The following is a 23,285-nucleotide window of genomic DNA, read 5'->3' on the forward strand; positions in this document are numbered from 1 at the left end:
CGGGTGCCGCTGCCCAGTTCGCTCTCCAGGGTCACGTGGCCACCCGACTGCTTGATGAAGCCATAGAGCATCGACAGGCCCAGACCGGTGCCCTGGCCGATGGGCTTGGTGGTGAAGAAGGGATCGAAGGCGCGATCCACCACCTCGACCGGCATGCCGCTGCCGGTGTCGGCGATGGTCAGGCGCACATAGTCACCCGGCGGCAGGTCATGCTCGGCGGCCAGGTCAGTGAGGTGATCGAGGGCGGTTTCGAGGGTCAGCTGACCCCCCTCGGGCATGGCGTCGCGGGCGTTGATCACCAGATTCAGCAGAGCGTTCTCCAGCTGGTTGGTGTCGGTGCGCGCCGGCGGCAACTGCAGCGCGAGACTGCTGCGCAGGCTGATGCGTTCGCCCAGGGTGCGCTGGAAGAGTTCTTCCAAGGACAGGATCAGGTCATTGACGTCCACCGGCCGCGGGTCGAGGGTCTGCCGACGCGCGAAGGCCAGCAGGCGATGGGTCAGGGCGGCGGCGCGGGTGGCGGATTGCTCGGCGGTGTCCAGGTAGCGCTGCAGGTTGTCGTGGCGGCCCTGGTCCAGGCGCCGACGCAGCAATTCCAGGGAGCCGCTGATGCCGGTGAGCAGATTGTTGAAGTCGTGGGCGATGCCGCCGGTGAGATGGCCGATGGCTTCCATCTTCTGTGCCTGGCGCAGCGCGGCTTCGGCGTTCTGCAGGGCCAGGGCGGCGTCGTGCTCGACGGTGACGTCGCGGCCGAAGACATAGATGCGGCCATCGTGATCGGCGGTGGCCTTCCACATCATGTGGCGCCAGTGGCCGTCGCGAGTGCGCAGGCGGCCCGGCAGATCGCTGAGCACCTCGCCATGGCGCAGGGCGGCCAGGCGCGGGAACACCGGCGGATCGTCCGGGTGCTCCAGCGAGGTCGGCGGCTGGTGGCGCAATTCCTCGTCGTCCCAACCCAGGGTGCGGCCCCAGGCCGGATTGCGACTGAGCCAGCGTTGCCCCTGGATGACACCGAGCAGGTCGTCGGCCACCCGCCACATGCGGTCACGCTCGACGGTGCGCTCATGGACGCGCTGTTCCAGCAGTTCGGCTAGGCGCCGCAGGCGGTGTTCGGCCATGCGGATCTCGCTGACGTCGGTGTGCACGCCCACCCATTCGCAGACCACGCCGTTTTCCCGCACCGGCAGGGCGCGCACGCTGAAGGTCCGCCACTGACCGTCGCGGCAGCGCAGCCGGTGTTCGTCGTGGAAGTCCACCTGTTGCTGCACCGCCAATCGCCAGCGGCGCAGGGTGCGGGGGGCATCCTCGGGATGCAGGGCAGCGGCCCAGCCGTCCTGCTGATACTGGGCATAGCTCTGCCCGGTCAGGGTGCTCCAGGCGAGTTGTTCGCCGAGCAGGTGCCCCTGGGCATTGCTGGTCCAGACCACCCCCTGCACCGCCTCCACGGCGTTGCGGAAGCGCTGGTTGGACAGGTGCAGCGCGGCTTCGGCCTGCTTGCGCTGGGTAAGATCCACCACCACCAGACTCACCGACAGCTCCTGGCCGATTTCCGACTGCAGCGGCGAGCCGTGCAGGCTGACCCAGACCACCGAGCCATCGGGACGCAGGAAGCGCTGGTCCAGCTTGAAGCTGTCGCCGCGCTCGCGCAGGGTGTCGAGATGGCGCTCCAGTATGGCCCGGTCCTCGGGATGGGTCTGGGCCTGCAGGGTCTGTTCCAGCACCCCGACCTCGTTGCGATCGAGCAATTCGCAATAGCGGCGATTGGCGAGCAGGATGCGCCCGCGGGCGTCGGTCTGGCAGATGCCGACCGCCGCCTGGTTGATCAGGCTGGCCAGCCGCGCGCTGTGTTCGCGCAGGGCGGTTTCGGCATCGACCCGCTGCTGGACGTCATCGAACAGGGTGACCGAGGCGATCACCTCGCCGGTGGCCGAGCGGACCGGCGCGCTGGACACTTCCAGCAGCCGGATGCTGCCGTCGGGTCGCCGATAGCGCATCAATTCCGGCGCCACCGCCTGGCCGCTGCGCAGCACCCGTACCGTGGGGTAATCGTCCACCGCATAGGGCTGGCCATTGGCGTGCAGGGCGCCGATGGCGCCATAGCGTTCGTCCAGCGTCTCACCGGCCGGACGCTTGCCGAGAAGGATGTCGACGCGGTCGTTGAGCATCACCGCTTCTTCGCTGCCGGCTTCGGTGATGGAGATGCCCAGGGGCGCCTGCTGCAGCACGCTGGCCAGCAGCCCCTGCTCCAGTGACAGCCGTCGTTCCAGTTGCCGCGCCTGGTCCTGGGTCTGCTGCCGCACCAGCAGGGCGCCCAGCAGCAGAGCCAGCTGATCCAGCAACAGCCGGGTGTCCGCCTCGACGGCGCTGCCCAGCTGCAGATAACCCAGGGGCTGGGTGGCGGGACCGAAGGGGATGAGTGACGGAGCCACCGGCGGACTGCCGGCCTCGGCCACGGACAGCAGCCGCGCCTGGGGATCGTCGGCGAGGTCCCGCAAGGCCTGGGTGGCACACAGGCGCAAGGCGGCCAGGTCCGTGGTGCCGCTGAGGCGCCGTGACCATTCGCCAAGCGCCTGCAGGCGTTGCGGCAGGTCGCGCTCGGCACTGCGGCGGGCGGCGAAGCGCGCCCGGCTCGCCGGGGCCTGCCAGACGTGCAGCAACCAGCCCACGGCGACATCGGCCCGGCGCAGCGGCACCAGGTGCAGGTCGAGGCGTACCAGATGACCATCGCGATGGCGCAGGCCCCAGGTTTGGCAGCGTTCGAGGGCGGTCAGCCAGCCGTCCGCCGGGGGTTCCGGGAGCAACAGGCCGACGATGGACTCGCCGACCTTGTCCTGCGCGCTCCAGCCCAGCAGCCGGGCGACGGCCGGGCACCACTGCCCGATGCACCCTTCGGCGGTCAGGGTGATCAGTGCCGTGTCCGTGGCGGTGTCGAGCAGGTTGGCGAGGGGGCTGGAGATGGGCATGACGAGGGCAGCGATCCGGCCGATTCTGGAAAGAGCGTCGAGACCTTGGCGGCCTGACTGTCCGAGATAGACCGGCGTTTACCCCCGTCGTGCCGCCTGGTTACGGGAAACTTAATGGCCGTCACGATTTACCCGGCCAGGCGCGCGAACGTCTAGCCTCAGGGCAGCAGGATGGTCGAGCCGCTGGTCTCGCGGCCTGACAGGGCGCGGTGCGCCTCCTGCACCTCGGCCAACGGATAGCGGCGACCGATGTCCACCTGGATACGGCCATCGGTGATCAGCTCGAACAACTGATCGGCCATGTCCTGCAGCGCTTCGGGTGAGGCGGCGTAGGTAGCCAGGGTCGGCCGGGTTACATAGAGCGAACCCTTCTGCGAGAGGATGCCCAGGTTGACCCCGGTGACCGCGCCCGAGGCGTTGCCAAAGCTGACCATCAGGCCGCGCGGGGCCAGGCAGTCCAGCGACATCTCCCAGGTGTCCTTGCCGACGCCGTCGTAGACCACCGGCACCTTGGCACCCTCGGTTAGCTCGCGGACCCGCGCCGGGACGTCTTCCTGGCGATAGTCGATCACTGCCCAGGCGCCCAGGGCCTTGGCCTTTTCCAGTTTTTCCGGCGAGCCGGCGGTACCGATCAGGCGTACGCCCAGGGCCTTGGCCCATTGGCAGGCCAGGGAGCCGACGCCACCCGCCGCGGCATGGAACAGCACGGTGTCACCGGCCTGCAGCGGATAGGTCTGGCGCAGGAGGTACTGCACTGTCAGCCCCTTGAGCATGACCGCGGCGCCCTGCTCGAAGGAGACCGCCTCCGGCAGGTGCACCAGATGCCGCTCGGGCAGCACATGGACCTCGGCATAGGCGCCCAGCGGACCGGTGGCGTAGGCGACGCGGTCGCCGGCCTTGAAGCGGGTGACGGCGTTGCCCACCGCCTCCACCACTCCTGCACCCTCGGTGCCCAGGCCCGAGGGCAGCGACGGCGGCGGATAGAGGCCGCTGCGGTAGTAGGTCTCGATGAAGTTGAGGCCGATGGCGTGGTTGCGCACCCGCACCTCGTCGGGGCCGGGCGCGGCGGGTTCGAAATCCACAAGTTCGAGTACTTCGGGACCACCGGTGCGGCTGAACTGGATGCGCTGGGCCATGCTGTCGGTTCCTTATTGACGTGAGCCTTCATCCAAGCCGCAACCGCGGGCCACGTCAACCGGTCGGATACGGGTGTTATGCTCTCCGCCCTCCCCGCCTGTTGTGGAAATCCTTGCGATGAATCCCTCCCTGGAGGCCGTCAAGGCCTATCTGCTCGATCTGCAGGAGCGCATCTGCGCTGCACTGGAAGCCGAGGATGGCGCTGCGCATTTTGTCGAAGACGCCTGGACCCGGCCGACCGGCGGTGGTGGCCGCACCCGGGTCATCGCCGAGGGCGCCCTGCTGGAAAAGGGCGGTGTGAACTTCTCCCATGTGCATGGCGACAGCCTGCCGCCCTCGGCCAGCGCCCATCGTCCGGAACTGGCCGGGCGCAGCTTCGAGGCCATGGGCGTGTCGCTGGTCATGCACCCGCGTAATCCGTATATCCCCACCGCCCACGCCAATGTGCGCTTCTTTCTCGCCGAAAAGCCTGGCGAAACGCCGGTCTGGTGGTTCGGTGGCGGTCTCGACCTCACCCCCTACTACGGCAACGAGGCCGACTGCGTGCACTGGCACCAGGTCTGCCATGACGCCTGCGCACCCTTCGGCGCCGACGTCTATCCGCGCTACAAGGCCTGGTGCGACCGCTATTTCCACCTCAAGCACCGCGGCGAACCGCGCGGCATCGGTGGCCTGTTCTTCGATGACCTGAACGACTGGGACTTCGACACCTGCTTCGCCTTCCAGCGCGCCATCGGCGATGCCTTCGTCGACGCCTACCTGCCCATCGTCCAACGCCGCCGTGACCAGCCTTATGGCCAGGCTGAGCGGGAATTCCAGGCCTATCGTCGTGGGCGCTACGTGGAATTCAACCTGGTCTACGACCGTGGCACCCTGTTCGGCCTGCAATCCGGCGGCCGCACCGAGTCCATCCTCATGTCGCTGCCGCCCGAGGTGCGCTGGGGTTATGACTGGAAACCCGTACCCGGCTCGCCGGAAGCGCGACTGACCGATTTCTTTCTCACCGACCGCGACTGGCTCGCGCTCGCCCCGACGCCTGCAGGATAGCCCCATGGATCGCTACGCCGTCTTCGGCAACCCCATCGCCCACAGCAAGTCGCCGCTGATCCACAGCCTGTTCGCCGACCAGACCGGTCAGCGCCTGCACTACGGGCCGCTGCTGGCACCGCTGGACGGCTTCACCGAAAGCGCCCGCAGCTTCTTCCAGAGCGGCCTGGGCGCCAACGTCACGGTGCCCTTCAAGGAAGAGGCCTACCAGCTGTGCGACGACCTCACCCCGCGCGCCCGGCGCGCCGGGGCGGTCAACACCCTCAAGCGCCAGCCTGACGGTCGCCTGCTGGGCGACAACACCGATGGCGCCGGGCTGGTGCGGGACCTCACCGTCAACGCCGGTCTGCAGCTGGCTGGCCAGCGCGTCCTGGTGCTGGGCGCCGGGGGCGCGGTACGCGGCGTGCTGGAGCCGCTGCTGGCCTGCCAGCCCGGGCAACTGGTGCTGGCCAACCGCACCGAACTCAAGGCGGTGCAGCTGGCGCGGGAATTCGCCGAGCTGGGGGCCATCGAGGTGGCCGCCTTCTCCACCCTGCGCGAGCCCTTCGACGTCATCATCAATGGCACCTCCGCCAGCCTCGGTGGCGGTCGTCCGCCGCTGTCGGAAGCGGTGATCGGCCCCCAGACGGTGACCTACGACATGATGTACGGCAAGGACCTGACCGCCTTCAATCGTTGGGCGCAGGATGAAGGCGCCTTCCACACTCTGGACGGCCTGGGCATGCTGGTGGAACAGGCCGCGGAGGCCTTCGAACTCTGGCGCGGCGTGCGCCCCGACGGTGCGCCGGTGCTGGCGGAGTTGCGGCGACAACTGGGTTAGTTTCGGGATGCTGTTGGGCTTCGCTGCGCTCAGCGCCAACCTACGGGAACTCCATTGTAGGTTGGGTTGAGGCGGCTCCATCGCCGAAGCCCAACGGGCCGCGGTCAGCCCGCCAGCTGGGGCTGGCGCCTGCGCGAGGCCAGAGACACCGGCCACGCCTGGGCGATGCCGAAGCCGATTTCGATCACCAGGAACATTGCCAACAGAGGACTGGCACCCTGGTACAGCGCCCAGGCCTGCCAGAGGGCGAACAGGCCCCTGGCCACGGCGTCGTAGCGCCCCAGCGTCACCGAGGGGCTGGCCAGCCGCAGCGCCGCCCAGACGCACACCACGGAGCCGAGCAGGTTGCCTAGCAGCAGGGCTTCCGGGCTGAAGGTCGCCAGGGGGGCGAATCCCAGCCACTGCCCCAGGGCATCGAGCTGCCGCAGCAGCCAGGCGAGACTCCAGGGGGTGGCAAAAGGCGCGGTGACCAGCAGATCATAGAGGGCGCTGGCACGGACCAGCCGCAGATAGGGCGCAAGCTTCCACATGGACGGACTTCCTTGAACGAGAGGAAATCCAGTGTTGACCCTGGAGCTAGCTCCAGGGTCAAGGAGAACGGATGCGTATCGGCACCCTCGCCCAGGCGACCGGCCTGACCCGCGATACCCTGAGATTCTACGAGCGCCAGGGACTGCTCAAGGCTAGGCGCCGGGCCAATGGCTACCGCGACTATCCGCCCGAAGCCGTGGAATGGCTGGGCTATATCCGCACCGCCCAGCGCTTGGGCTTCAGCCTGCAGGAGATCGCCGCCAACCTGGAGGACGTCGAGCGCGCCGCCGATCCGGATGCCTATCTGCAGGAGCTGCTGCGCGACAAGCTCAGGGTCATCGAGGCGCGCATCGATGAACTGCAGGCGTTGCGTGGGGTGCTGTATTCGCGCTTGGGTGAAGCCTGTCCGCTGCGAACGTAGCTGAGCGTTGGGCTTCGCTGCGCTCGACCCAACCTACGGCCGTGAGCGGCGATCGCGGCCATGGGCCGCTCCTACAATTGCGTTGGAGCCTGTAGGAGCGGTCGTATCGACGGACCGCCATGACCGTGATCAGTTGTAGGTTGGGTTGAGGCGGCTCCATCGCCGAAGCCCAACAGGACCAGGCCTGCTAGGCCCCCTCCTCCCCGTAGCCTTCAGCCAGATGCTGGTCCTTGAGCTTCACGTAGTTGCCGGCGCTGTAGGTGAAGAAGGCGAGCTCCTTCTCTTCCAGCGGGCGGATCTGCTTGACCGGGCGGCCGACGTAGAGGTGGCCGCCTTCCAGCCGCTTGCCTGGCGGGACCAGACTGCCGGCGCCGATCACCACGTCGTCCTCCACCACCGCGCCGTCCATGACGATGCTGCCCATGCCCACCAGCACCCGGTCGCCAATAGTGCAGCCGTGCAGGGTCACCTGGTGGCCGACGGTGACGTCGTTGCCGATCAGCAAGGGATAGCCGTCCGGATTGAAGGGGCCGGCGTGGGTGATATGCAGCACGCTGCCGTCCTGGATGCTGGTGCGGGCGCCGATGCGGATGCGATGCATGTCGCCGCGGATCACTGTCAGCGGCCATATCGAGCTGTCTGCGCAGAGCTCGACATCACCGATTACCACCGCGGTGGCATCGACGAAGGCGCGTTCGCCCAGGTGCGGGGTCTTACCCTGGAAGGTCCTTATGGTCACGATAGATACCTTTTCTCGTCGGAAGGGTCTTGAGACCTATTAGGATGGGCTCCATATATAACTGTCAAAGCCATCGCCCCGAGGGGAACGCCGTGAGCGCCAGCAATCCGCTGCTTCAGTCCTACGACCTGCCGCCCTTTTCCGCCATCAAGCCCGAGCACGTCGAGCCGGCCATCGATACCGTCCTGGCCGAGAACCGTGCCGCCCTGGCCAAGTTGCTGGAGACGCAGAAGGAACACCCCACCTGGGCCGGCCTGGTGCTGGCGATGGACGAGCTGAACGATCGGCTGGGCCAGGCCTGGAGCCCCATCGGCCATCTCAACGCCGTGTGCAACAGCGCCGAGCTGCGCGCCGCCTATGAGGCCTGCCTGCCCAAGCTGTCGGCCTATTCCACCGAGATCGGCCAGAACAAGGACCTCTTCCAGGCCTACAGCCGCCTGGCCGAGAGCGAAGAAGCCAAGGGCTTCGACGCCGGCCAGAAGACCACCCTGGAACACGCCCTGCGTGACTTCCGCCTGTCCGGCATCGACCTGCCGCCGGCCGAGCAGCAGCGCTATGCCGCCATCCAGGCGCGTAAGTCCGAGCTGGGCAGCAAGTTTTCCAACCAGTTGCTCGACGCGACGCAGGCCTGGACCAAGCACCTCACCGATGAAGCCGCCCTTGCCGGCCTGCCTGAATCGGCCAAGGCCCAGCTGCAGGCCGCCGCCCAGGCCAAGGAGCTGGACGGCTGGCTGGTGACCCTGGAATTCCCCAGCTACTACGCGGTGATGACCTACGCCGACGACCGTGCCCTGCGCGAGGAAGTCTATGCCGCCTATGCCACTCGCGCCTCCGAGCAGGGCCCCAACGCCGGTCAGTTCGACAACGGCCCAGTGATGGAAGAACTGCTCGACCTGCGCCAGGAACTGGCGCGTCTGCTGGGCTACGCCAACTACGCCGAGCTGTCGCTGGCCACCAAGATGGCCGAGAGCAGTGATCAGGTGCTGGGTTTCCTGCGCGACTTGGCGGTGCGCTCCAAGCCCTTCGCCCAGCGCGACCTGGAAGAACTGCGCGCCTTCGCCGCCGAACAGGGCGTGCAGGACCTGCAGAGCTGGGACACCGGCTACTTCGCCGAGAAGCTGCGCCAGCAGCGCTACGCGCTGTCCCAGGAAGAGGTCCGCGCCTGGTTCCCGGTGGACAAGGTGCTCTCCGGCCTGTTCGCCACGGTGCAGAAGCTCTATGGCATCGAGATCGCCGAGCTGCGCGACTTCGAGAAGTGGCATCCCGACGTGCGCCTGTTCGAGATCAAGGAGAACGGCACTGCCATCGGCCGCTTCTACTTCGACCTCTATGCTCGCGCCAACAAGCGTGGTGGCGCCTGGATGGACGGTGCCCGCGACAAGCGCCGTGATGCCCAGGGCCGGCTGATCGATCCGGTGGCCTACCTGGTCTGCAACTTTACTCCGGCCAGCCCCGGCAAGCCGGCGCTGCTCACCCATGACGAGGTGACCACTCTCTTCCATGAATTCGGTCATGGCCTGCACCACCTGCTGACCCGCGTCGAGCACGCCAGCGTCTCCGGCATCAACGGTGTGGCCTGGGATGCGGTGGAGCTGCCCAGCCAGTTCATGGAGAACTGGTGCTGGGAGCCCGAGGGCCTGGCGCTGATCTCCGGTCACTACGAGACCGGCGAGCCGCTGCCCCAGGAGCTGCTGGACAAGATGCTGGCGGCCAAGAACTTCCAGTCCGGCCTGATGATGCTGCGCCAGCTGGAATTCTCGCTGTTCGACTTCGAATTGCACGCTACCCATGGCGACGGCCGCAGCGTGCGCGAGGTGCTGGAAGGCATCCGCGACGAGATCTCGGTGGTGCGTCCGCCGGCGTACAACCGCTTCCCCAACAGCTTCGCGCACATCTTCGCCGGCGGTTATGCGGCGGGCTACTACAGCTACAAGTGGGCCGAGGTGCTGTCCGCCGATGCCTTCGCCAAGTTCGAGGAAGAAGGCGTCTTCAACCCCGAGACCGGGCGCGCCTTCCGCGAGGCCATCCTGGCCCGCGGCGGCTCCCAGGCACCCATGGTGCTGTTCGTCGACTTCCGCGGTCGCGAGCCCAGCATCGACGCCCTGCTCCGCCATTCCGGGCTGAGCGAGGAGGCGGCGTGAGCGAGCCGATCCGCAAGAGGTTCATCGCCGGGGCGGTCTGCCCGGCGTGCCAGGCGCAGGACACCCTGAAGATGTGGACCCAGGACGGTACGCCCCACCGCGAGTGCCTCTCCTGCGGCTACAGCGACACCCTGGACGAGCGTGGCAATTCGGTCCCCAAGGAGTTGCCGACGCGGGTCAATATCAGTGCGCTGAAACCCAAGAAGCCCGATCCCAAGGTGCAGGCCGTGCAGTTCTTTCCCAATCCCAAGCTGAAAAAGCCGGAATAGCGAAAGGCGACCTTCAGAAAAGCCGCGCCCGGTCATCCAGGCGCGGCTTTTCCGTTTCCAGGCTGGGGAAAATCGATCCGCGCACGGCTTGAGTGCAGGCGAAAACGAGCGTCAGCGTAGGGGGGTCCCAGGCTTTATCCACAAAAAGCGGATTCGATAGCCAGCCGATCATCTTTTTAATCTATTGATAATAAAAGGATTTTATTGAGTCTCTGATTGGCGTCAGGGTTTTCTCCTGAAGTTATACCGATTTTATCCCCGATTTATCCACAGGCTGGAGAGTCCTGGAATGACTTGGGAGTCTTTTCCTGCAATCAGACTCCAAGTGGATAGCCGACGCCATCGTCCCTGACGAGGAAACCCCATGCGTACCGTCCTTTCTGCTGCAGTCCTCTGTCTGATAGGCAACCTGGCTCTGGCCGCGCCGCCGGAACATGGGCCGGGAGGACCCAAGGGGCCGCATGGCCCGGGCTGGCAGGACCAGAGCGTTCCGCATGGCAAGGGACCGGGTCCCGAGTCGCGTGGCCAGGGTCGCCCGGGTGCCGGACCGGGTGCCGGCGGCCCGCCGGATCTGGGACCGGCGCGGGAGCGTATCCAGGCGCTACGCGGCCAGATCGGTCGCGGGGGCGACCTGCCGCCGGGGCTGCGTCTGGAGCGCGGGCGCCCTCTCCCACCTGGTTATGGTCGACCGCTGCCGCCGGGTATCGCCCGCCAGTTGCCGGACTACCCGGGCTACGAATGGCGGCGTCTGGGAACCGACATGGTACTGGTCGCCGTGGGCACCGGGATCGTCTACGCCATCCTGCAAGGCGTACTGGACTGACCGGGACGATTCTTTTAGCGGTAGCCAAGGAGTAGCGCCGAGCTCACCGCAGGCTCTGGCACAGGCTCCTGGGGCCTGCCGGCCCGACGGAACTGGCCGGCGCGCCATCGCAGGCGATAAATGGAGAAAGACCTCTGGCACAGTGCCAGCCCGGATTTCAGTAGAATAACCGCCGCGCGCGGCCGCCCTCCGCCTTCAGACGGTAGGGAAACCGGGCCGCTTCGTATCGGTCTCAACGCCCATCGCTCGCCAAGGATTTCCCATGAGAGCTCTTCCCCGTCTGCTGCCGCTGGCCCTGTTCGCCCTGCTTGTGGGGCATAACGCCCCAGCCCGCGCCGAACCCGGTCTGTTCAATCTGCTGGTGGGCAGTTACACCGCGGGCAGCAGCCAGGGACTGTATGTCTACCGCTTCAACAGTCGCAATGGCCAGATCGATGGCCCGCTACGGATCGTCAAGGCCTCCAATCCGTCGTTCCTGACCCTGTCCCGCGATGGCCGCACCCTGTTCGCCGTCAACGAGAACGGCCGCGGTTCGAGTGGCGACAGCATCGGCCGGGTCACCTCCTATCGCTTCGAACCGGGCAATGGCCGTCTGCAGCAGATCAGCCAGGTCAAGAGCCTGGGCGACGAGCCGACTCACTCCAGCCTCAGCACCGATGGCAAGTTCCTGTTCGTGGCCAACTACTCCAGCCTGCCGGAAGGCTCCCTGGCAGTGCTGCCGATCCAGGACGGCGGCGTGCTCAGCCCAGTGGCGCAGATCGAATTCCATCAGCCCAGCGAACAGCACCCGCGTCAGCAGTCCAGCCATGTGCACGCGGCGGTGACTACCCCGGATGGCCGCTTCGTCTTCGCCCCGGATCTGGGCGCCGACAAGGTGTTCGTCTATCGCTATCTGCCGCAGCAGCCGGAGCGGCCGCTGGTGGCTGCCGAGACGCCCTTCGTCCCGGTGCCGGAAGGCAGCGGTCCGCGCCATCTGGTGTTCAGCGCCGATGGCCGCTACGCCTACCTGACCCTGGAGCTGGCCGGTCAGGTCATGGCCTTCGCCCATCAGGACGGCATGCTGAGGCAGTTGCAGAGCTACAGCCTGACGCCCCAGGAATTCGTAGGCGAGCGGGATGCCGGGGCCCTGCACCTGTCCGGCGACGGGCGCTTCCTCTATGTCGCCAGTCGCGGCACGGACAACCAGCTGGCGGTGTTCGCGGTCAATCCCGACGGCACCCTGACCTTTGTCCAGCGCCATCCGGTCAATGGCCTGTCGCCACGGGAATTCGCCATCGACCCGTCCGGGCGGTACCTGCTGGTGGCCAACCAGAAATCCAACCAGCTCAAGGTTTTCGCCCGGGATCCCGACAGCGGCACGCTCGGCGATGAACTGCAGAGCCTGGATGTGGGCGCCCCGGCGGACCTCAAATTCGTCGCGGTACCCTGATGACCCACTTCGACCGTCTGCACCACGTGGCGCTGATCTGTGCCGACTATGAACGCTCCCGGCACTTCTACACCGAGATCCTCGGGCTGCCGGTGATCGCCGAGACCTATCGCGAGGCCCGGCGCTCCTGGAAGCTGGATCTGGCGGTAGGCGCGCATGCCCAGCTGGAGCTGTTTTCCTTTCCCGATGCCCCGCCCAGGCCGTCGCGCCCGGAGGCCCAGGGCCTGCGCCACCTGGCCTTCGCCGTGGCCGACCTGGACGCCACCGTCGCCCACCTGCAGGGCCATGGCGTGGTCACCGAGCCGATCCGTACCGACGAGCTGACCGGCAGGAGATTCACCTTTTTCGCCGATCCTGACGATCTGCCACTGGAAGTCTACGAGCGCTGAGTTCAGCTCAGGTCGCCAGCTGTACGCCGGCCAGGGACTCGCGCGGCATTTCCAGCTCTTCCAGCAGCCAGTCGAGAAAGCGCTGCACCAGCCGCTGGCGCCGCTTGCGCTCGGGCAGGATGGCGTAATAGCCGTAGCGCGAGGTGGCCAGTCCGGCGAAGGGGCGACAGAGCAGCTCCTGCTGCAGCAGGTCGTCCACCAGGTGGCGCCAGCCGATCGCCAGCCCCTGGCCGGCAATGGCGGCCTGGATCACCAGGGTGTAGTTGTCGAAGCTCAGCACCGCGCCGGACGGTGCCGCGGGCAGGGGCGCCAGGTCCAGCGCCGGCAACAGGGTCTTCCAGTCGTACCAGCGACTGTTGGGCGCCGCCTTGAGGTGCAGCAGCGGCCAGCGCCCCAGCTCCGTGGCGGGCAGCGGCGGTTGCCGGCCTTGGAGCAGCCGCGGACTGCACACCGGAAAGACTTCCTCGCGAAACAGCGGCCAGGCCTCGCCATGCTTGAAGCGGCCGTCGCCGAAGCCCAGGGTGATGTCGATCTCCGGGCCGGGCAGGGGCACTCGATCGCTGGTGACCAGGCTGACGTCCAGCTCCGGATGGCGGGCATGGAAGCGCGGCAGGCGCGGCAGCAGCCAATAGGCGGCGAAGGCGAAGTCGGTGGCCACCTGCAGGACTTCGTGGGCAGGCCGGGCGGTGACCAGGCGTACCCCTTCGTCCAGGGTGGCGAGGCCGGCCTCGACGTATTCCTGCAACAGCCGTCCGGCTTCGGTGAGCAGGATGCCGCGATGGACCCGATCGAACAGCCGCACCTGCAACTGGGCTTCCAGGCGCTTGATCTGCTGGCTGATGGCCGGCTGGGTGGTGCCCAGTTCGCTGGCCGCCGCGGTAAAGCTCAGGCGGCGCGCCACCACTTCGAAGGTGCGCAGACTGTCCAGTGCCAGGGCAGGGCGGTCGGCAGACGTCGTGGCGTCCAAAGTGAAATCCCTATGAGGGTCAGACATAAGCCCAGCTTATCCGAAACATCATCTTCTATGCCCTTCACGTGATTTTCCTGGCGTCGGATGATGGGTTATCCATAAGCAACCCTGATTCGAAGCGGAGGCGCTCTTGTCCAAGCCGATGAACATCCTCTTTCTCATGGCCGACCAGATGGCGGCACCCATCCTGCCGCTGTACGACGCCGCCTCGCCGATCAAGCTGCCGAATCTGCAACGCCTGGCCGAGCGCGCCGTGGTGTTCGACTCCGCCTACTGCAACAGCCCGCTGTGTGCGCCCTCGCGCTTCACCCTGGTGAGCGGCCAGCTGCCGTCGAAGATCAGCGCCTACGACAACGCCGCCGACTTCGCTGCTGACATCCCCACCTACGCCCACCACCTGCGCCGCCTCGGCTATCGCACGGCGCTGTCGGGCAAGATGCACTTCTGCGGACCGGATCAGCTGCACGGCTACGAGGAGCGCCTGACCAGCGACATCTATCCAGCTGACTATGGCTGGGCGGTGAACTGGGACGCGGCGGACGTGCGCCCGAGCTGGTACCACAACATGTCCTCGGTGCTGCAGGCCGGGCCCTGTGTGCGCACCAACCAGCTGGATTTCGACGAAGAGGTGGTCTTCAAGGCGCGCCAGTATCTCTACGATCACGTGCGTCGCGGCGATGACCAGCCGTTCTGCCTGACCGTGTCCCTGACCCACCCCCACGATCCCTACACCATTCCCCGCGAGTTCTGGGACCTGTACGACGAGGTCGACATCCCGCTGCCGGAAGGCGCCATTCCCCAGGCCGAGCAGGACCCCCACAGCCAGCGCCTGCTCAAGGTGATCGATCTGTGGGACAAACCGTTGCCCGAGGCCAAGATCCGCGACGCCCGCCAGGCCTACTACGGTGCCTGCAGCTATGTCGACGCCCAGGTCGGCCACCTGCTCAAGACCCTGGAAGAATGCGGTCTGGCCGACGATACCGTGATCGTCTTTTCCGGCGACCATGGCGACATGCTCGGCGAGCGCGGACTCTGGTACAAGATGCACTGGTTCGAGATGGCCGCGCGGGTACCGCTGCTGATCCATGCGCCCGGGCGCTTCGCCCCGGCGCGGGTGCAGGCCTCGGTGTCGACCATGGACCTGCTGCCGACCTTCGTCGAGCTGGCCGGCGGCAGGCTGCCGGCGGAGTTGCCGCTGGATGGTCGTTCGCTATTACCGCACCTGGAAGGCCGGGCAGGGCATGACGAGGTCATCGGCGAATACCTGGCCGAGGGCACCGTCAGCCCGCTGCTGATGATCCGCCGCGGCCCCTACAAGTACATCCACTGCGAGCTGGACCCGCCACTGCTGTTCGATCTGCAGAACGATCCGCTGGAACGCGAAAACCTGGCCGCCAGCCCCGACTATGCCGAGCTGCTCGCCAGCTTCCAGGCCGAGGTTCGCCAGCGCTGGGATCTGGCGCGCCTGCATGGCGAGGTACTGGCCAGCCAGCGGCGGCGGCGCTTCGTCGCGGCGGCCCTGGAGCAGGGCGAGCGGACCAGCTGGGATCATCAGCCCTTCGTCGATGCCAGCCAGCAATACATGCGCAATCACATCGATCTCGACGACCTGGAGCGTCGCGCCCGCTACCCTCAACCCTGAACCGCTAACTGGAGCACGGCCATGAAACACGGAATCATCGCTACGTTCACGCTGGCCCTGGTCAGCCTGTCGGCCCAGGCCGAGGATCAGGCCTGTGGAACGGTTCGCCTGGCCGATCCGGGCTGGAGCGACATCGCCGCCACCAACGCCCTCACCGGCGCGGTCCTGGGCGCGCTGGGCTACACCAGCAAGGTCGAGACCCTGGCAGTGCCGATCATCTACGGTGGCATGCGCAACGGGCAGGTGGACGCCTTCCTCGGCAACTGGATGCCGGCGCAGCAGGCGCACTATGACCAGTTCGTGAAGACCGGCCAGGTGACCGAGCTGGCGCAGAACCTGGTCGGTACCGAATTCACTCTGGCGGTGCCCACCTATGTCTGGGAGGGCGGGGTGAAGAGCTTCGCCGATCTGGCCAAGCATGCCGACCAGTTCGGCAAGAAGATCTACGGCATCGGGGCCGGTGCGCCGGCCAACCAGTCGTTGCAGAAGATCATCCAGGACAACGAATTCGGCCTGGGCAGCTGGCAGCTGGTGGAGTCCAGCGAACAGGCCATGCTGTCCCAGGTAGGGCGCGCGGTGAAGCGTGACAAGTGGGTGGTCTTTCTCGGCTGGACGCCGCATCCCATGAACGTCGACTACCCGATCAAGTACCTGACCGGGGGCGACAAGTATTTCGGTACCGCCGGCACGGTGAACACCCTGACGCGCAACGGCTACGCCGAGCAGTGCCCCAATCCGGCCCGGTTGCTGACCAACATGAAATTCACCCTGGACATGGAAAACGCCGTCATGAGCGCCGCACGGGACAAGGGCGGCAGCTACGATGCCGCCGCCAAGGCCTGGCTCAAGGCCCATCCCCAGGTGCTGGAGCCCTGGCTGCAGGGCGTCACCACCCGCGACGGCCAACCCGGCTTGCCAGCGGTACAGCAAGCGCTCTGACCGCTAATTCTCCAAGCGCTACTTGAGCCCCAGCCGTCGCGCCAGGCGGGCGAGATTGGCGCGGTCCAGGTCGAGGGCGGCGGCGGCCAGGGTCCAGTTCTGGCCATGCTGTTCCAGGGCCAGGGTGATGGTCTGGCGCTGGAAGGCCTCCGTGGCTTCGCGCAGGGAGGTGGCGGGCAGGACGAGATCCTCGTCGGGCAGCGCCGTGCTGCCCAGCGGCAGGCCGAGCTGCTCGCTGTCCAGGGTCAGGATGCCGCCGCGTTCCTCGCTGCCGGCATGGGCCTTGAGCGCCGCCCGGCTGATGAGGTGCGACAGTTCGCGCACGTTGCCCGGCCAGGCGTAGGCCAGCAGGGTGCGCTGCGCCGCGGGTGTCAGCCGGAGGCCGCGCAGGCCCAGGCGGGCGCGATTCTGCTCCAGGTAGAAACCGGCCAGCAGCAGGACATCCCGGCCACGCTCGCGCAGGGCCGGTACCGCCAGCGGATAGACGCTCAGGCGGTGGTAGAGATCGGCGCGAAAGCGTCCGGCGCGCACGCAGTCGGCCAGGTCGCGGTTGGTGGCGGCGATGATGCGCACGTCCACCTTGAGATCGCGATCCGAGCCCAGCCGCTGCAGTTGGCCGCTCTGCAGCACCCGCAGGAGCTTGGCCTGCACCGTCAGCGGCAATTCGCCGACCTCGTCGAGAAACAGGGTGCCGCCATCGGCCAGTTCGAAGCGCCCGCGACGTTCGCTGACGGCACCGGAAAAGGCGCCGCGCACATGGCCGAAGAGTTCGCTTTCCACCAGCGCCTCGGGCAGCGCCGCGCAGTTGAGACTGATCAGCGGCCGCTGCTGGCGCAGGGAGCGGGCATGCACGGCTTCGGCCACCAGTTCCTTGCCGACTCCGGTCTCGCCGGTGATCAGCACCGTCAGATCGCTGGCCGCCACGGTGTCGATCTCCTGGCGCAGCCGCAGGCTGGCCGGACTCTGGCCGATGAGTTCGCGAGGCCGCTGGTGCCCCACCGATTGCTGATAGGCCACGGTCAATTCGTGCTCGCTGACGATGCGGGCGGAGAGCTGACCGATGCGCTCGGCGGCGGCCACGGTGGCGGCGGCCAGGCCGGCGAAGGCGGCGAGGGTGGTGAGATCCTCGGGTCGGGCATTCTGCGCCTGCAGCGAATCCAGGGTCAGCAGGCCCCAGAGCTGGTCCTGCACATAGAGCGGACAGCCCAGGCAGTCATGGACCTCCAGGTGCCCCTGCACGCCTTCCACCAGGCCATCGTAGGGATCGGGCAGGTCGCAATCGAGGGCGAAGCGGGTGGGCGCGCGACTCGCCAGCAGCAGGGCCAGACGCGGGTGCTCACCGACCTTGAAGCGGCGTCCCAGGGTGTCGGCTGCCAGCCCGCGCACCGCCAGGGGCACCAGCACCTCGCCATCCAGGCGCAGCAGGGCCACCGCATCGAAGGGCAGGACCTGGCGCAGGGCATCGAGCAGACTGGCGTAGCGTTGTTGATCGGGCAGGTCGCGGGCCAGATCCGCCACCAGCGGTACCATCACATCGAGCAGAGTGGGGCGGGTCAATTTGACCTCAGCGAGTCATAGGGACCTGGTCATTATGACCTGCGCACTGGCTAAAAGCCTGATCCAGGGCAAGTTTTAGGCTGGCACGACTCGTGATAGGGACAGGGCAGTCCTGTTTGGAGATCCCTGCCATGCTGTCATCCGACCAAAAAGCCATCATCACGGCTACCGTCCCCCTGCTGGAAACCGGGGGCGAGGTCCTCACCCGGCATTTCTACGCCAAATTGCTGGGCGACAATCCCGAGATCCGCCCGCTGTTCAATGGCGCCCACCAGGCCAGTGGCGCCCAGGCCCGGGCGCTGGCCCGGGCGGTGCTGATGTACGCCCGCTACATCGATCGCCTGGATACCCTGGGGCCGCTGGTGGAGCAGATCGTCAACAAGCACGTCTCCCTGCAGGTCCAGCCGGATCACTATCCGCTGGTGGGTATCGCCCTGCTGCAGAGCATTCGCGAGGTGCTGGGAGCCGAGGTCGCCACCGATGCAGTAATCGATGCCTGGGCTGCCGCCTATGGTCAGCTGGCCAACCTGCTGATCGGTGCCGAGGAACAGCGCTATGCGGCCCAGGCCGAGGCGCCTGGAGGCTGGCGCGGCGGACGCCCGTTCCGCATCGCGCGGATCGAACCGGAAAGCGAAGAGATCAGCTCCTTCTACCTGGAGCCGGTGGACGGCCTGCCGACCAGCATCGCCCAGCCCGGCCAGTACCTGGGTCTGAGCCTGACCCTGGACGGGGTCGAATACCGACGCAACTACTCGATCTCGGCGGCCAGCGATGGCCAGGGCTATCGCATCAGCGTCAAGCATCAGCCAGGTGGGGTGGTTTCGCGTTACCTGCACACCGATGCCCATGAAGGCGGCGTGTTGCAGGTCTTCGCGCCAGCCGGCGAATTCGTCCTGCAGGAATCGACCAAGCCGCTGCTGCTGATCGCTGGCGGCGTCGGCATCACGCCGCTGTTGCCCATGGTATCGGCGGCCCTGCCCAGCGGCCGGCCGATTCAGCTGATCCACTGCACCCGCCATGTCGGGGTGCAGGCCTTCGGGCACTGGCTGGAAGAGCAGGCCGCCCATCACCCGCAATTGCAGCTGTACTTCTGCTACAGCGAGCCGGTGGCGGAAGAGGCCTACGCCTCGCGATTGGACCGGACGCGCCTGCAGCGCTGGTTGCCCAAGGATCGCGACCTGGACGCCTACCTTCTTGGCCCGCAGCCCTTCATGGCCCAGGTGCGACGGGATCTGCTGGAGCTGGGGGTGCCGGAAAAGCAGATCCGTCACGAATTCTTCGGACCTGCTACGGACCTTTAGATGCGACAACGCCCGCCACCTCTCGGTGGCGGGCGTTGCATCGGCAGCGGCCGGCGCTACCTGGGGCAGCGCCCGGCAGCCGGAGACCTAGCGACGCTGGTAGACGATTTCCTTGCTACCGCCTTCGCAGTTGCCCACCACCTTGGCGGAGGCGCTGGCGCTGCCCTTGTCCACCACCTCAAGACTGTAGTGCGCTACCTGCTTGGCCTGCAGCTTGGCATCGATATCGGCCTTGACCGTGTCGCACGAGGTGCCAGCGGCGAAAGCTCCGCTGCTCAGGGCCAACAAACCGAGGGTAATCACGACTCTACGCATCTTGCCTGTCCTTTTGCGAGGGGAGGGAGGTCTTGAATAGCGGCTCAGCTGGCTTCGATACGGAAGCCGATCTTCAGGGTGACCTGATAGTGCGCCACCTTGGCGTCCTGGATATGACCGCGGATTTCACCCACTTCGAACCATTCCAGGTTCTTCACCGACTTGGAAGTCTCGGCGAGGGCATTATTGATGGCGTCCTCGACACTGGTGGTGGAAGAGCCAACGATTTCCAGCTTCTTGTAGGTGTGATGATCGGACATGAAAATCTCCTGGGTCAGCAATGACGGGCGCTGCAGCGGATAGCCGGCAACGCGTTGACCGGTGTCGCGGTCGACTCGCCGGGAAGGGTGCCTCTGCCATTTGAGGCCGCGAAAGGTCCCGATAAGTTCACTGCCCAGGCTCTCGGATACGGCTATGCAGCACTTTCCAACGGCTCGGTAGTCACATTTCCTGAATCCGTCCATCTCAGGAGGTTGTCATGGCCCGTAACACCGACTACCAGGCGTCCATCGCCAGCATCGAGAACGAAATCAACAGCCTGCTCGACTCGCTGGCATCGCTGAAGAAGAACGCGGCGCGCGAATCCCGCAGCAGCCTGAACTCTTTCAAGAGCACCGCTCGCGAAGCCCTGCATCATTCGGGCGATTCGCTGGAAGAAGTCTATGACGACGTGCGTCGCCTGACCCGTCAGTACGGCCGTGCCGCCAGTGGCGTGGCGCGCGAACATCCCTGGGCCACCGTCGGCATCGCCGCTGGCGTGACCGTTCTGGTCGGCTGGGCGCTGCTGCGCGGCGACCACTGATCGTGGCAGTTCGAGGCATCCCACGGGATGCCTCGGGCGCTAGCGCTCGGCCAGCTCCTGTCTGAGCCAAGCCGCCAACCGCTCCACCCGCTCATCCGCCAGCCGACCCGGCGCCCACAGCGCCAGCTCCGCACCGGTCGTCGCGAAGCCCCAGGGCGCGACCAGCCTGCCCGCCTTCAAATCCGCCGCCACCAGTGGTTCCGGTGCGATCGCCACCCCCAATCCCGACAGCGCCGCCTCCAGCAGGTAATAGAGGTGCTCGAAGCCCTGCCCGTACTCCAGCGCCGGTGCCGCCAGGCCCTGAATGGCGAACCACTGTGGCCAGGCCTGGGGCCGCGACAGGGTGTGCAGCAGTCGCTCCGCCAGCAAGGCCTGCAGATCACCGTCCCTGAGCCGCAGATAGGCCGGGCAGTAGGGACTCAGCACGGGCCCGATCCGCTCAGGCGCCAGGTGATAGGGCATCACGTCTTGGGGCGGCGCCGTCTCGGTGAACAACAGGCTGGCGTCCAGGCCGGCAGCGGCCAGCGGGGTATCGTCGGTACGGGTCGAGAGGTGCAGGCGCAACTCCGGCAGATCGCGATTGAGGCGATCCAGTCGCGGAATGAACCAGCGGGCCACCAGGCTGCCCGGGCAGCCCAGCACGAAGGGTCCCTGGCGACTGCCAGCCTTGAGTTCAGCGCACACCTCGCGTAACCGTTCGAAAACCTCACCGCTCACCTCGCGCAGGCGCAGCCCGGCCTCGGTCAGCGCCAGCCCCCGACCTTCACGGCGAAACAGCGCCACCCCGAGCTGTTCCTCCAGTGCACGAATCTGGCGACTCACGGCGCCGTGGGTCACATGCAGTTCGTCTCCGGCGCGACTCATACCGCCCAGACGAGCGGTGGCTTCGAAGGCACGTAGGGCATTAAGGGGAGGCAGGTCGCGGGGTTCGCTCATCTGTGAGATTTCCTGACGGGTCATCGCGATCTTATCGATTTATCACCGGCACTCAAGCAGGTAAGGTAGATCCATCTTCGCAGGAGAATCCCATGACCCAGACCGCCTATCGCCAGGGCCCCGACGCTCAAGGCATGTTCGGCCAGTTCGGTGGCCGCTATGTCGCCGAAACCCTGATGCCGCTGATCCTCGATCTGCAGCGCGAATACGAGACCGCCATGGAAGATCCGGCGTTTCTCGACCAGCTGGCCTATTTTCAGCGTGACTACATCGGTCGTCCCAATCCGCTGTACTTCGCCGAGCGCCTGACCGAGCATTTCGGTGGTGCCAAGATCTATCTCAAGCGCGAAGAGCTGAACCACACCGGCGCGCACAAGATCAACAACTGCATCGGCCAGATCCTGCTGGCCAAGCGCATGGGTAAGACCCGCATCATCGCCGAGACCGGCGCCGGCATGCACGGCGTGGCCACCGCCACCGTGGCCGCGCGCTTCGGCCTGCCCTGCGTCATCTACATGGGCAGCACCGACATCGATCGCCAGCAAGCCAACGTCTTCCGCATGAAGCTGCTGGGCGCCGAGGTGATTCCGGTCACCGCTGGTACCGGTACCCTCAAGGACGCCATGAACGAGGCCCTGCGCGACTGGGTGACCAACGTCGCCGACACCTTCTACCTGATCGGCACCGTGGCCGGTCCGCACCCCTATCCGGCCATGGTCCGCGACTTTCAGGCCGTGATCGGTCGTGAGACCCGCGCGCAGATCCTGGAAAAAGAAGGGCGCCTGCCCGACAGCCTGATCGCCTGCGTTGGCGGTGGCTCCAATGCCATGGGCCTGTTCCACGAATTCCTCGATGACACCGACGTCGCCATCGTCGGCGTCGAGGCCGGTGGTCACGGCGTGAACACCGACAAGCATGCCTCCAGCCTCAACGGCGGAGTGCCCGGGGTACTGCACGGCAACCGCACCTTCCTCTTGCAGGACGACGACGGCCAGATCATCGACGCCCACTCCATTTCCGCCGGTCTGGACTATCCCGGCATCGGCCCGGAGCACGCCCACCTGCACGATGTGCAGCGGGTGGAATACGTACCGATTAACGATGACGAGGCGCTCACCGCCTTCCACCAGACCTGCCGTCTGGAAGGCATCATCCCGGCCCTGGAATCCGCCCACGCCCTGGCCGAGGCCTACAAGCGCGCGCCGCACCTGCCCAAGGACCACCTCATGGTGATCTGCCTCTCGGGCCGCGGCGACAAGGACATGCAGACCGTGATGAGCCACCTGGGAGACAAGCTATGAGCCGTCTGGAAACCCGCTTCGCCGCGCTGAAGGCCGAGGGCCGCGCGGCCCTGGTCACCTACACCACCGCGGGCGATCCGGACTATGCCACCGCCCTGGCCATCCTCAAGGGCCTGCCGGCGGCCGGCGCCGACGTCATCGAACTGGGCATGCCCTTCACCGATCCCATGGCCGACGGTCCAGCCATCCAGGCCGCTGCCCTGCGTGCCCTGCAGGGTGGCCAGAATCTGGCCAAGACCCTGGAGATGGTGCGTGACTTCCGTCGCGGGGAGGGGGAGACGCCACTGGTGCTGATGGGCTACTACAACCCCATCCATCGCTATGGCGTGGAGCGCTTCCTGGCGGAAGCCGCCGAAGCGGGCGTGGATGGCTTGATCGTGGTCGACCTGCCGCCCGAGCACGACGCCGAGCTGGCGCTGCCGGCCCAGGCCGCCGGTATCGACTTCATCCGTCTGACCACCCCGACCACTGATGACGCCCGCCTGCCGCGCGTACTCAACACCAGCTCCGGCTTCGTCTATTACGTATCCGTCGCGGGCGTGACCGGTGCCGGCTCGGCCACCACCGAGCACGTTGAGGCCGCCGTGGCGCGCCTGCGTCGTTTCACCGACCTGCCGCTAGCCGTCGGCTTCGGCATCCGTACCCCGGAGCAGGCCCGCGTGATCGCCCGGATCGCCGATGGCGTGGTAGTGGGTTCGGCATTCGTCGACCAGATCGCCAAGGCCGAATCTTCGGGCGCTGCCATCGATGGCGTGCTCGGCCTCTGCAAGCAGCTGTCGGACAGCGTACGTACTGCGCGCTGAGTACTTGCCAGTG

The 23,285-nt window shown here is 66.7% G+C and carries 23 protein-coding genes and 2 pseudogenes; 14 read left to right on the forward strand and 11 right to left on the reverse strand.

Annotation, left to right across the window (positions count from 1 at the left end):
• Nucleotides 1-35 precede the first annotated feature (35 nt).
• The 3 genes and pseudogenes from V6W80_RS23880 to V6W80_RS00115 form a co-directional block, all read right to left on the reverse strand.
• Nucleotides 36-278 (reverse strand): annotated as a pseudogene (locus tag V6W80_RS23880) (ATP-binding protein); the annotation flags it as partial.
• 246 nt (nt 279-524) lie between these two features.
• A pseudogene (locus tag V6W80_RS00110) lies at nt 525-2,960 on the reverse strand (PAS domain S-box protein); the annotation flags it as partial.
• 158 nt (nt 2,961-3,118) lie between these two features.
• Nucleotides 3,119-4,096, reverse strand: a complete 978-nt coding sequence (locus V6W80_RS00115) for an NADPH:quinone reductase (RefSeq protein WP_017641496.1) — start codon at nt 4,094-4,096, stop codon at nt 3,119-3,121.
• Between the two features lie 118 nt (nt 4,097-4,214).
• On the opposite strand from V6W80_RS00115, the gene hemF reads away from it, so the two are divergent.
• Entirely contained in the window at nt 4,215-5,144 is a 930-nt protein-coding gene (gene hemF, locus V6W80_RS00120; RefSeq protein ID WP_338545557.1) for an oxygen-dependent coproporphyrinogen oxidase, read from the forward strand.
• A gap of 4 nt (nt 5,145-5,148) precedes the next feature.
• Nucleotides 5,149-5,964 (forward strand): shikimate dehydrogenase, encoded by an 816-nt coding sequence (gene aroE / locus V6W80_RS00125; RefSeq protein WP_173148761.1) that lies wholly within the window; start codon nt 5,149-5,151, stop codon nt 5,962-5,964.
• 104 nt (nt 5,965-6,068) lie between these two features.
• On the opposite strand, the gene V6W80_RS00130 is transcribed toward aroE, so the two are convergent.
• Complete coding sequence (locus V6W80_RS00130) at nt 6,069-6,494, reverse strand: hypothetical protein (protein WP_059313020.1); 426 nt, start codon at nt 6,492-6,494, stop codon at nt 6,069-6,071.
• 71 nt (nt 6,495-6,565) lie between these two features.
• On the opposite strand from V6W80_RS00130, the gene V6W80_RS00135 reads away from it, so the two are divergent.
• On the forward strand, nt 6,566-6,916 hold the full coding sequence (locus V6W80_RS00135) for a MerR family transcriptional regulator (RefSeq protein WP_064307103.1): 351 nt from the start codon (nt 6,566-6,568) through the stop codon (nt 6,914-6,916).
• Between the two features lie 187 nt (nt 6,917-7,103).
• Here V6W80_RS00135 and V6W80_RS00140 read toward each other — a convergent pair whose 3' ends face one another.
• Nucleotides 7,104-7,655 (reverse strand): gamma carbonic anhydrase family protein, encoded by a 552-nt coding sequence (locus tag V6W80_RS00140; protein WP_338545558.1) that lies wholly within the window; start codon nt 7,653-7,655, stop codon nt 7,104-7,106.
• A 44-nt stretch (nt 7,656-7,699) separates the two neighbouring features.
• Between V6W80_RS00140 and prlC the strand changes: the two genes are divergently transcribed.
• Together prlC and V6W80_RS00150 are read left to right on the forward strand one after the other, a co-directional pair.
• A complete protein-coding gene (gene prlC, locus V6W80_RS00145) occupies nt 7,700-9,796 on the forward strand; it encodes an oligopeptidase A (protein ID WP_338545559.1) in 2,097 nt (698 codons plus the stop codon).
• The gene (locus V6W80_RS00150; protein ID WP_017641503.1) at nt 9,793-10,065 is read left to right on the forward strand and encodes a YheV family putative zinc ribbon protein; all 273 of its coding nucleotides are present in this window, start codon (nt 9,793-9,795) and stop codon (nt 10,063-10,065) included. Before prlC ends, V6W80_RS00150 begins: the two co-directional genes overlap by 4 nt.
• Before the next feature lie 13 nt (nt 10,066-10,078).
• Here the strand turns inward: V6W80_RS00150 and V6W80_RS00155 are convergent, their stop codons facing one another.
• Nucleotides 10,079-10,237, reverse strand: coding sequence for a hypothetical protein (locus V6W80_RS00155; RefSeq protein ID WP_156522279.1), 159 nt, complete (start codon nt 10,235-10,237; stop codon nt 10,079-10,081).
• A 192-nt stretch (nt 10,238-10,429) separates the two neighbouring features.
• Between V6W80_RS00155 and V6W80_RS00160 the strand changes: the two genes are divergently transcribed.
• The 3 genes from V6W80_RS00160 to gloA2 all read left to right on the forward strand — a co-directional run bounded on the left by V6W80_RS00160 (nt 10,430) and on the right by gloA2 (nt 12,706).
• The gene (locus V6W80_RS00160) at nt 10,430-10,888 is read left to right on the forward strand and encodes an anti-virulence regulator CigR family protein (protein WP_064307106.1); all 459 of its coding nucleotides are present in this window, start codon (nt 10,430-10,432) and stop codon (nt 10,886-10,888) included.
• A 262-nt stretch (nt 10,889-11,150) separates the two neighbouring features.
• On the forward strand, nt 11,151-12,317 hold the full coding sequence (locus V6W80_RS00165; protein ID WP_184289272.1) for a lactonase family protein: 1,167 nt from the start codon (nt 11,151-11,153) through the stop codon (nt 12,315-12,317).
• On the forward strand, nt 12,317-12,706 hold the full coding sequence (gloA2, locus tag V6W80_RS00170) for an SMU1112c/YaeR family gloxylase I-like metalloprotein (protein ID WP_282286052.1): 390 nt from the start codon (nt 12,317-12,319) through the stop codon (nt 12,704-12,706). The genes V6W80_RS00165 and gloA2 overlap by 1 nt, the downstream gene beginning before the upstream one ends.
• Nucleotides 12,707-12,713: 7 nt before the next feature.
• On the opposite strand, the gene V6W80_RS00175 is transcribed toward gloA2, so the two are convergent.
• A complete protein-coding gene (locus V6W80_RS00175; protein WP_338545560.1) occupies nt 12,714-13,700 on the reverse strand; it encodes a choline sulfate utilization transcriptional regulator in 987 nt (328 codons plus the stop codon).
• 118 nt (nt 13,701-13,818) lie between these two features.
• Between V6W80_RS00175 and betC the strand changes: the two genes are divergently transcribed.
• Together betC and choX are read left to right on the forward strand one after the other, a co-directional pair.
• Entirely contained in the window at nt 13,819-15,318 is a 1,500-nt protein-coding gene (gene betC, locus V6W80_RS00180) for a choline-sulfatase (RefSeq protein WP_338547506.1), read from the forward strand.
• Between the two features lie 21 nt (nt 15,319-15,339).
• Complete coding sequence (gene choX, locus V6W80_RS00185; RefSeq protein ID WP_338545561.1) at nt 15,340-16,257, forward strand: choline ABC transporter substrate-binding protein; 918 nt, start codon at nt 15,340-15,342, stop codon at nt 16,255-16,257.
• A gap of 18 nt (nt 16,258-16,275) precedes the next feature.
• Here choX and norR read toward each other — a convergent pair whose 3' ends face one another.
• Nucleotides 16,276-17,814, reverse strand: coding sequence for a nitric oxide reductase transcriptional regulator NorR (gene norR, locus V6W80_RS00190; protein WP_338545562.1), 1,539 nt, complete (start codon nt 17,812-17,814; stop codon nt 16,276-16,278).
• 131 nt (nt 17,815-17,945) lie between these two features.
• Here norR and hmpA point away from each other — a divergent pair, with 131 nt between their 5' ends.
• The gene (gene hmpA / locus V6W80_RS00195; RefSeq protein ID WP_338545563.1) at nt 17,946-19,115 is read left to right on the forward strand and encodes an NO-inducible flavohemoprotein; all 1,170 of its coding nucleotides are present in this window, start codon (nt 17,946-17,948) and stop codon (nt 19,113-19,115) included.
• Nucleotides 19,116-19,202: 87 nt separating this feature from the next.
• Here hmpA and V6W80_RS00200 read toward each other — a convergent pair whose 3' ends face one another.
• On the reverse strand, nt 19,203-19,430 hold the full coding sequence (locus tag V6W80_RS00200; RefSeq protein ID WP_017641513.1) for a DUF1161 domain-containing protein: 228 nt from the start codon (nt 19,428-19,430) through the stop codon (nt 19,203-19,205).
• 44 nt (nt 19,431-19,474) lie between these two features.
• Nucleotides 19,475-19,690, reverse strand: coding sequence for a dodecin (locus V6W80_RS00205; protein ID WP_017641514.1), 216 nt, complete (start codon nt 19,688-19,690; stop codon nt 19,475-19,477).
• 218 nt (nt 19,691-19,908) lie between these two features.
• Here V6W80_RS00205 and V6W80_RS00210 point away from each other — a divergent pair, with 218 nt between their 5' ends.
• Nucleotides 19,909-20,232, forward strand: coding sequence for a DUF883 family protein (locus V6W80_RS00210; RefSeq protein WP_007160170.1), 324 nt, complete (start codon nt 19,909-19,911; stop codon nt 20,230-20,232).
• Between the two features lie 39 nt (nt 20,233-20,271).
• Here V6W80_RS00210 and V6W80_RS00215 read toward each other — a convergent pair whose 3' ends face one another.
• Nucleotides 20,272-21,168 carry a LysR family transcriptional regulator gene (locus V6W80_RS00215; protein WP_338545564.1) on the reverse strand — a complete coding sequence of 299 codons (897 nt, stop codon included), beginning with the start codon at nt 21,166-21,168 and terminating at the stop codon, nt 20,272-20,274.
• A 92-nt stretch (nt 21,169-21,260) separates the two neighbouring features.
• On the opposite strand from V6W80_RS00215, the gene trpB reads away from it, so the two are divergent.
• Both trpB and trpA read left to right on the forward strand, forming a co-directional pair.
• On the forward strand, nt 21,261-22,469 hold the full coding sequence (gene trpB, locus V6W80_RS00220; RefSeq protein ID WP_338545565.1) for a tryptophan synthase subunit beta: 1,209 nt from the start codon (nt 21,261-21,263) through the stop codon (nt 22,467-22,469).
• A complete protein-coding gene (gene trpA, locus V6W80_RS00225) occupies nt 22,466-23,272 on the forward strand; it encodes a tryptophan synthase subunit alpha (RefSeq protein WP_017641517.1) in 807 nt (268 codons plus the stop codon). The genes trpB and trpA overlap by 4 nt, the downstream gene beginning before the upstream one ends.
• The last annotated feature ends 13 nt before the right edge of the window (nt 23,273-23,285 follow it).

It is taken from the genome of Pseudomonas benzopyrenica (assembly GCF_036884265.1).
Lineage (GTDB): Bacteria > Pseudomonadota > Gammaproteobacteria > Pseudomonadales > Pseudomonadaceae > Chryseomonas > Chryseomonas benzopyrenica.

Coding starts and splice junctions, on each gene's coding strand:
- hmpA (WP_338545563.1), top strand. CDS start 17,946: ATGCTGTCATCCGACCAAAAAGCCATCATCACGGCTACCGTCCCCCTG.
- V6W80_RS00165 (WP_184289272.1), top strand. CDS start 11,151: ATGAGAGCTCTTCCCCGTCTGCTGCCGCTGGCCCTGTTCGCCCTGCTT.
- V6W80_RS00210 (WP_007160170.1), top strand. CDS start 19,909: ATGGCCCGTAACACCGACTACCAGGCGTCCATCGCCAGCATCGAGAAC.
- trpB (WP_338545565.1), top strand. CDS start 21,261: ATGACCCAGACCGCCTATCGCCAGGGCCCCGACGCTCAAGGCATGTTC.
- choX (WP_338545561.1), top strand. CDS start 15,340: ATGAAACACGGAATCATCGCTACGTTCACGCTGGCCCTGGTCAGCCTG.
- V6W80_RS00115 (WP_017641496.1), bottom strand. CDS start 4,096: ATGGCCCAGCGCATCCAGTTCAGCCGCACCGGTGGTCCCGAAGTACTC.
- V6W80_RS00130 (WP_059313020.1), bottom strand. CDS start 6,494: ATGTGGAAGCTTGCGCCCTATCTGCGGCTGGTCCGTGCCAGCGCCCTC.
- aroE (WP_173148761.1), top strand. CDS start 5,149: ATGGATCGCTACGCCGTCTTCGGCAACCCCATCGCCCACAGCAAGTCG.
- V6W80_RS00135 (WP_064307103.1), top strand. CDS start 6,566: ATGCGTATCGGCACCCTCGCCCAGGCGACCGGCCTGACCCGCGATACC.
- hemF (WP_338545557.1), top strand. CDS start 4,215: ATGAATCCCTCCCTGGAGGCCGTCAAGGCCTATCTGCTCGATCTGCAG.
- betC (WP_338547506.1), top strand. CDS start 13,819: ATGAACATCCTCTTTCTCATGGCCGACCAGATGGCGGCACCCATCCTG.
- gloA2 (WP_282286052.1), top strand. CDS start 12,317: ATGACCCACTTCGACCGTCTGCACCACGTGGCGCTGATCTGTGCCGAC.
- V6W80_RS00200 (WP_017641513.1), bottom strand. CDS start 19,430: ATGCGTAGAGTCGTGATTACCCTCGGTTTGTTGGCCCTGAGCAGCGGA.
- V6W80_RS00155 (WP_156522279.1), bottom strand. CDS start 10,237: ATGATCGGCTGGCTATCGAATCCGCTTTTTGTGGATAAAGCCTGGGAC.
- trpA (WP_017641517.1), top strand. CDS start 22,466: ATGAGCCGTCTGGAAACCCGCTTCGCCGCGCTGAAGGCCGAGGGCCGC.
- prlC (WP_338545559.1), top strand. CDS start 7,700: ATGGGCTCCATATATAACTGTCAAAGCCATCGCCCCGAGGGGAACGCC.
- V6W80_RS00215 (WP_338545564.1), bottom strand. CDS start 21,168: ATGAGCGAACCCCGCGACCTGCCTCCCCTTAATGCCCTACGTGCCTTC.
- V6W80_RS00160 (WP_064307106.1), top strand. CDS start 10,430: ATGCGTACCGTCCTTTCTGCTGCAGTCCTCTGTCTGATAGGCAACCTG.
- V6W80_RS00175 (WP_338545560.1), bottom strand. CDS start 13,700: ATGTCTGACCCTCATAGGGATTTCACTTTGGACGCCACGACGTCTGCC.
- V6W80_RS00205 (WP_017641514.1), bottom strand. CDS start 19,690: ATGTCCGATCATCACACCTACAAGAAGCTGGAAATCGTTGGCTCTTCC.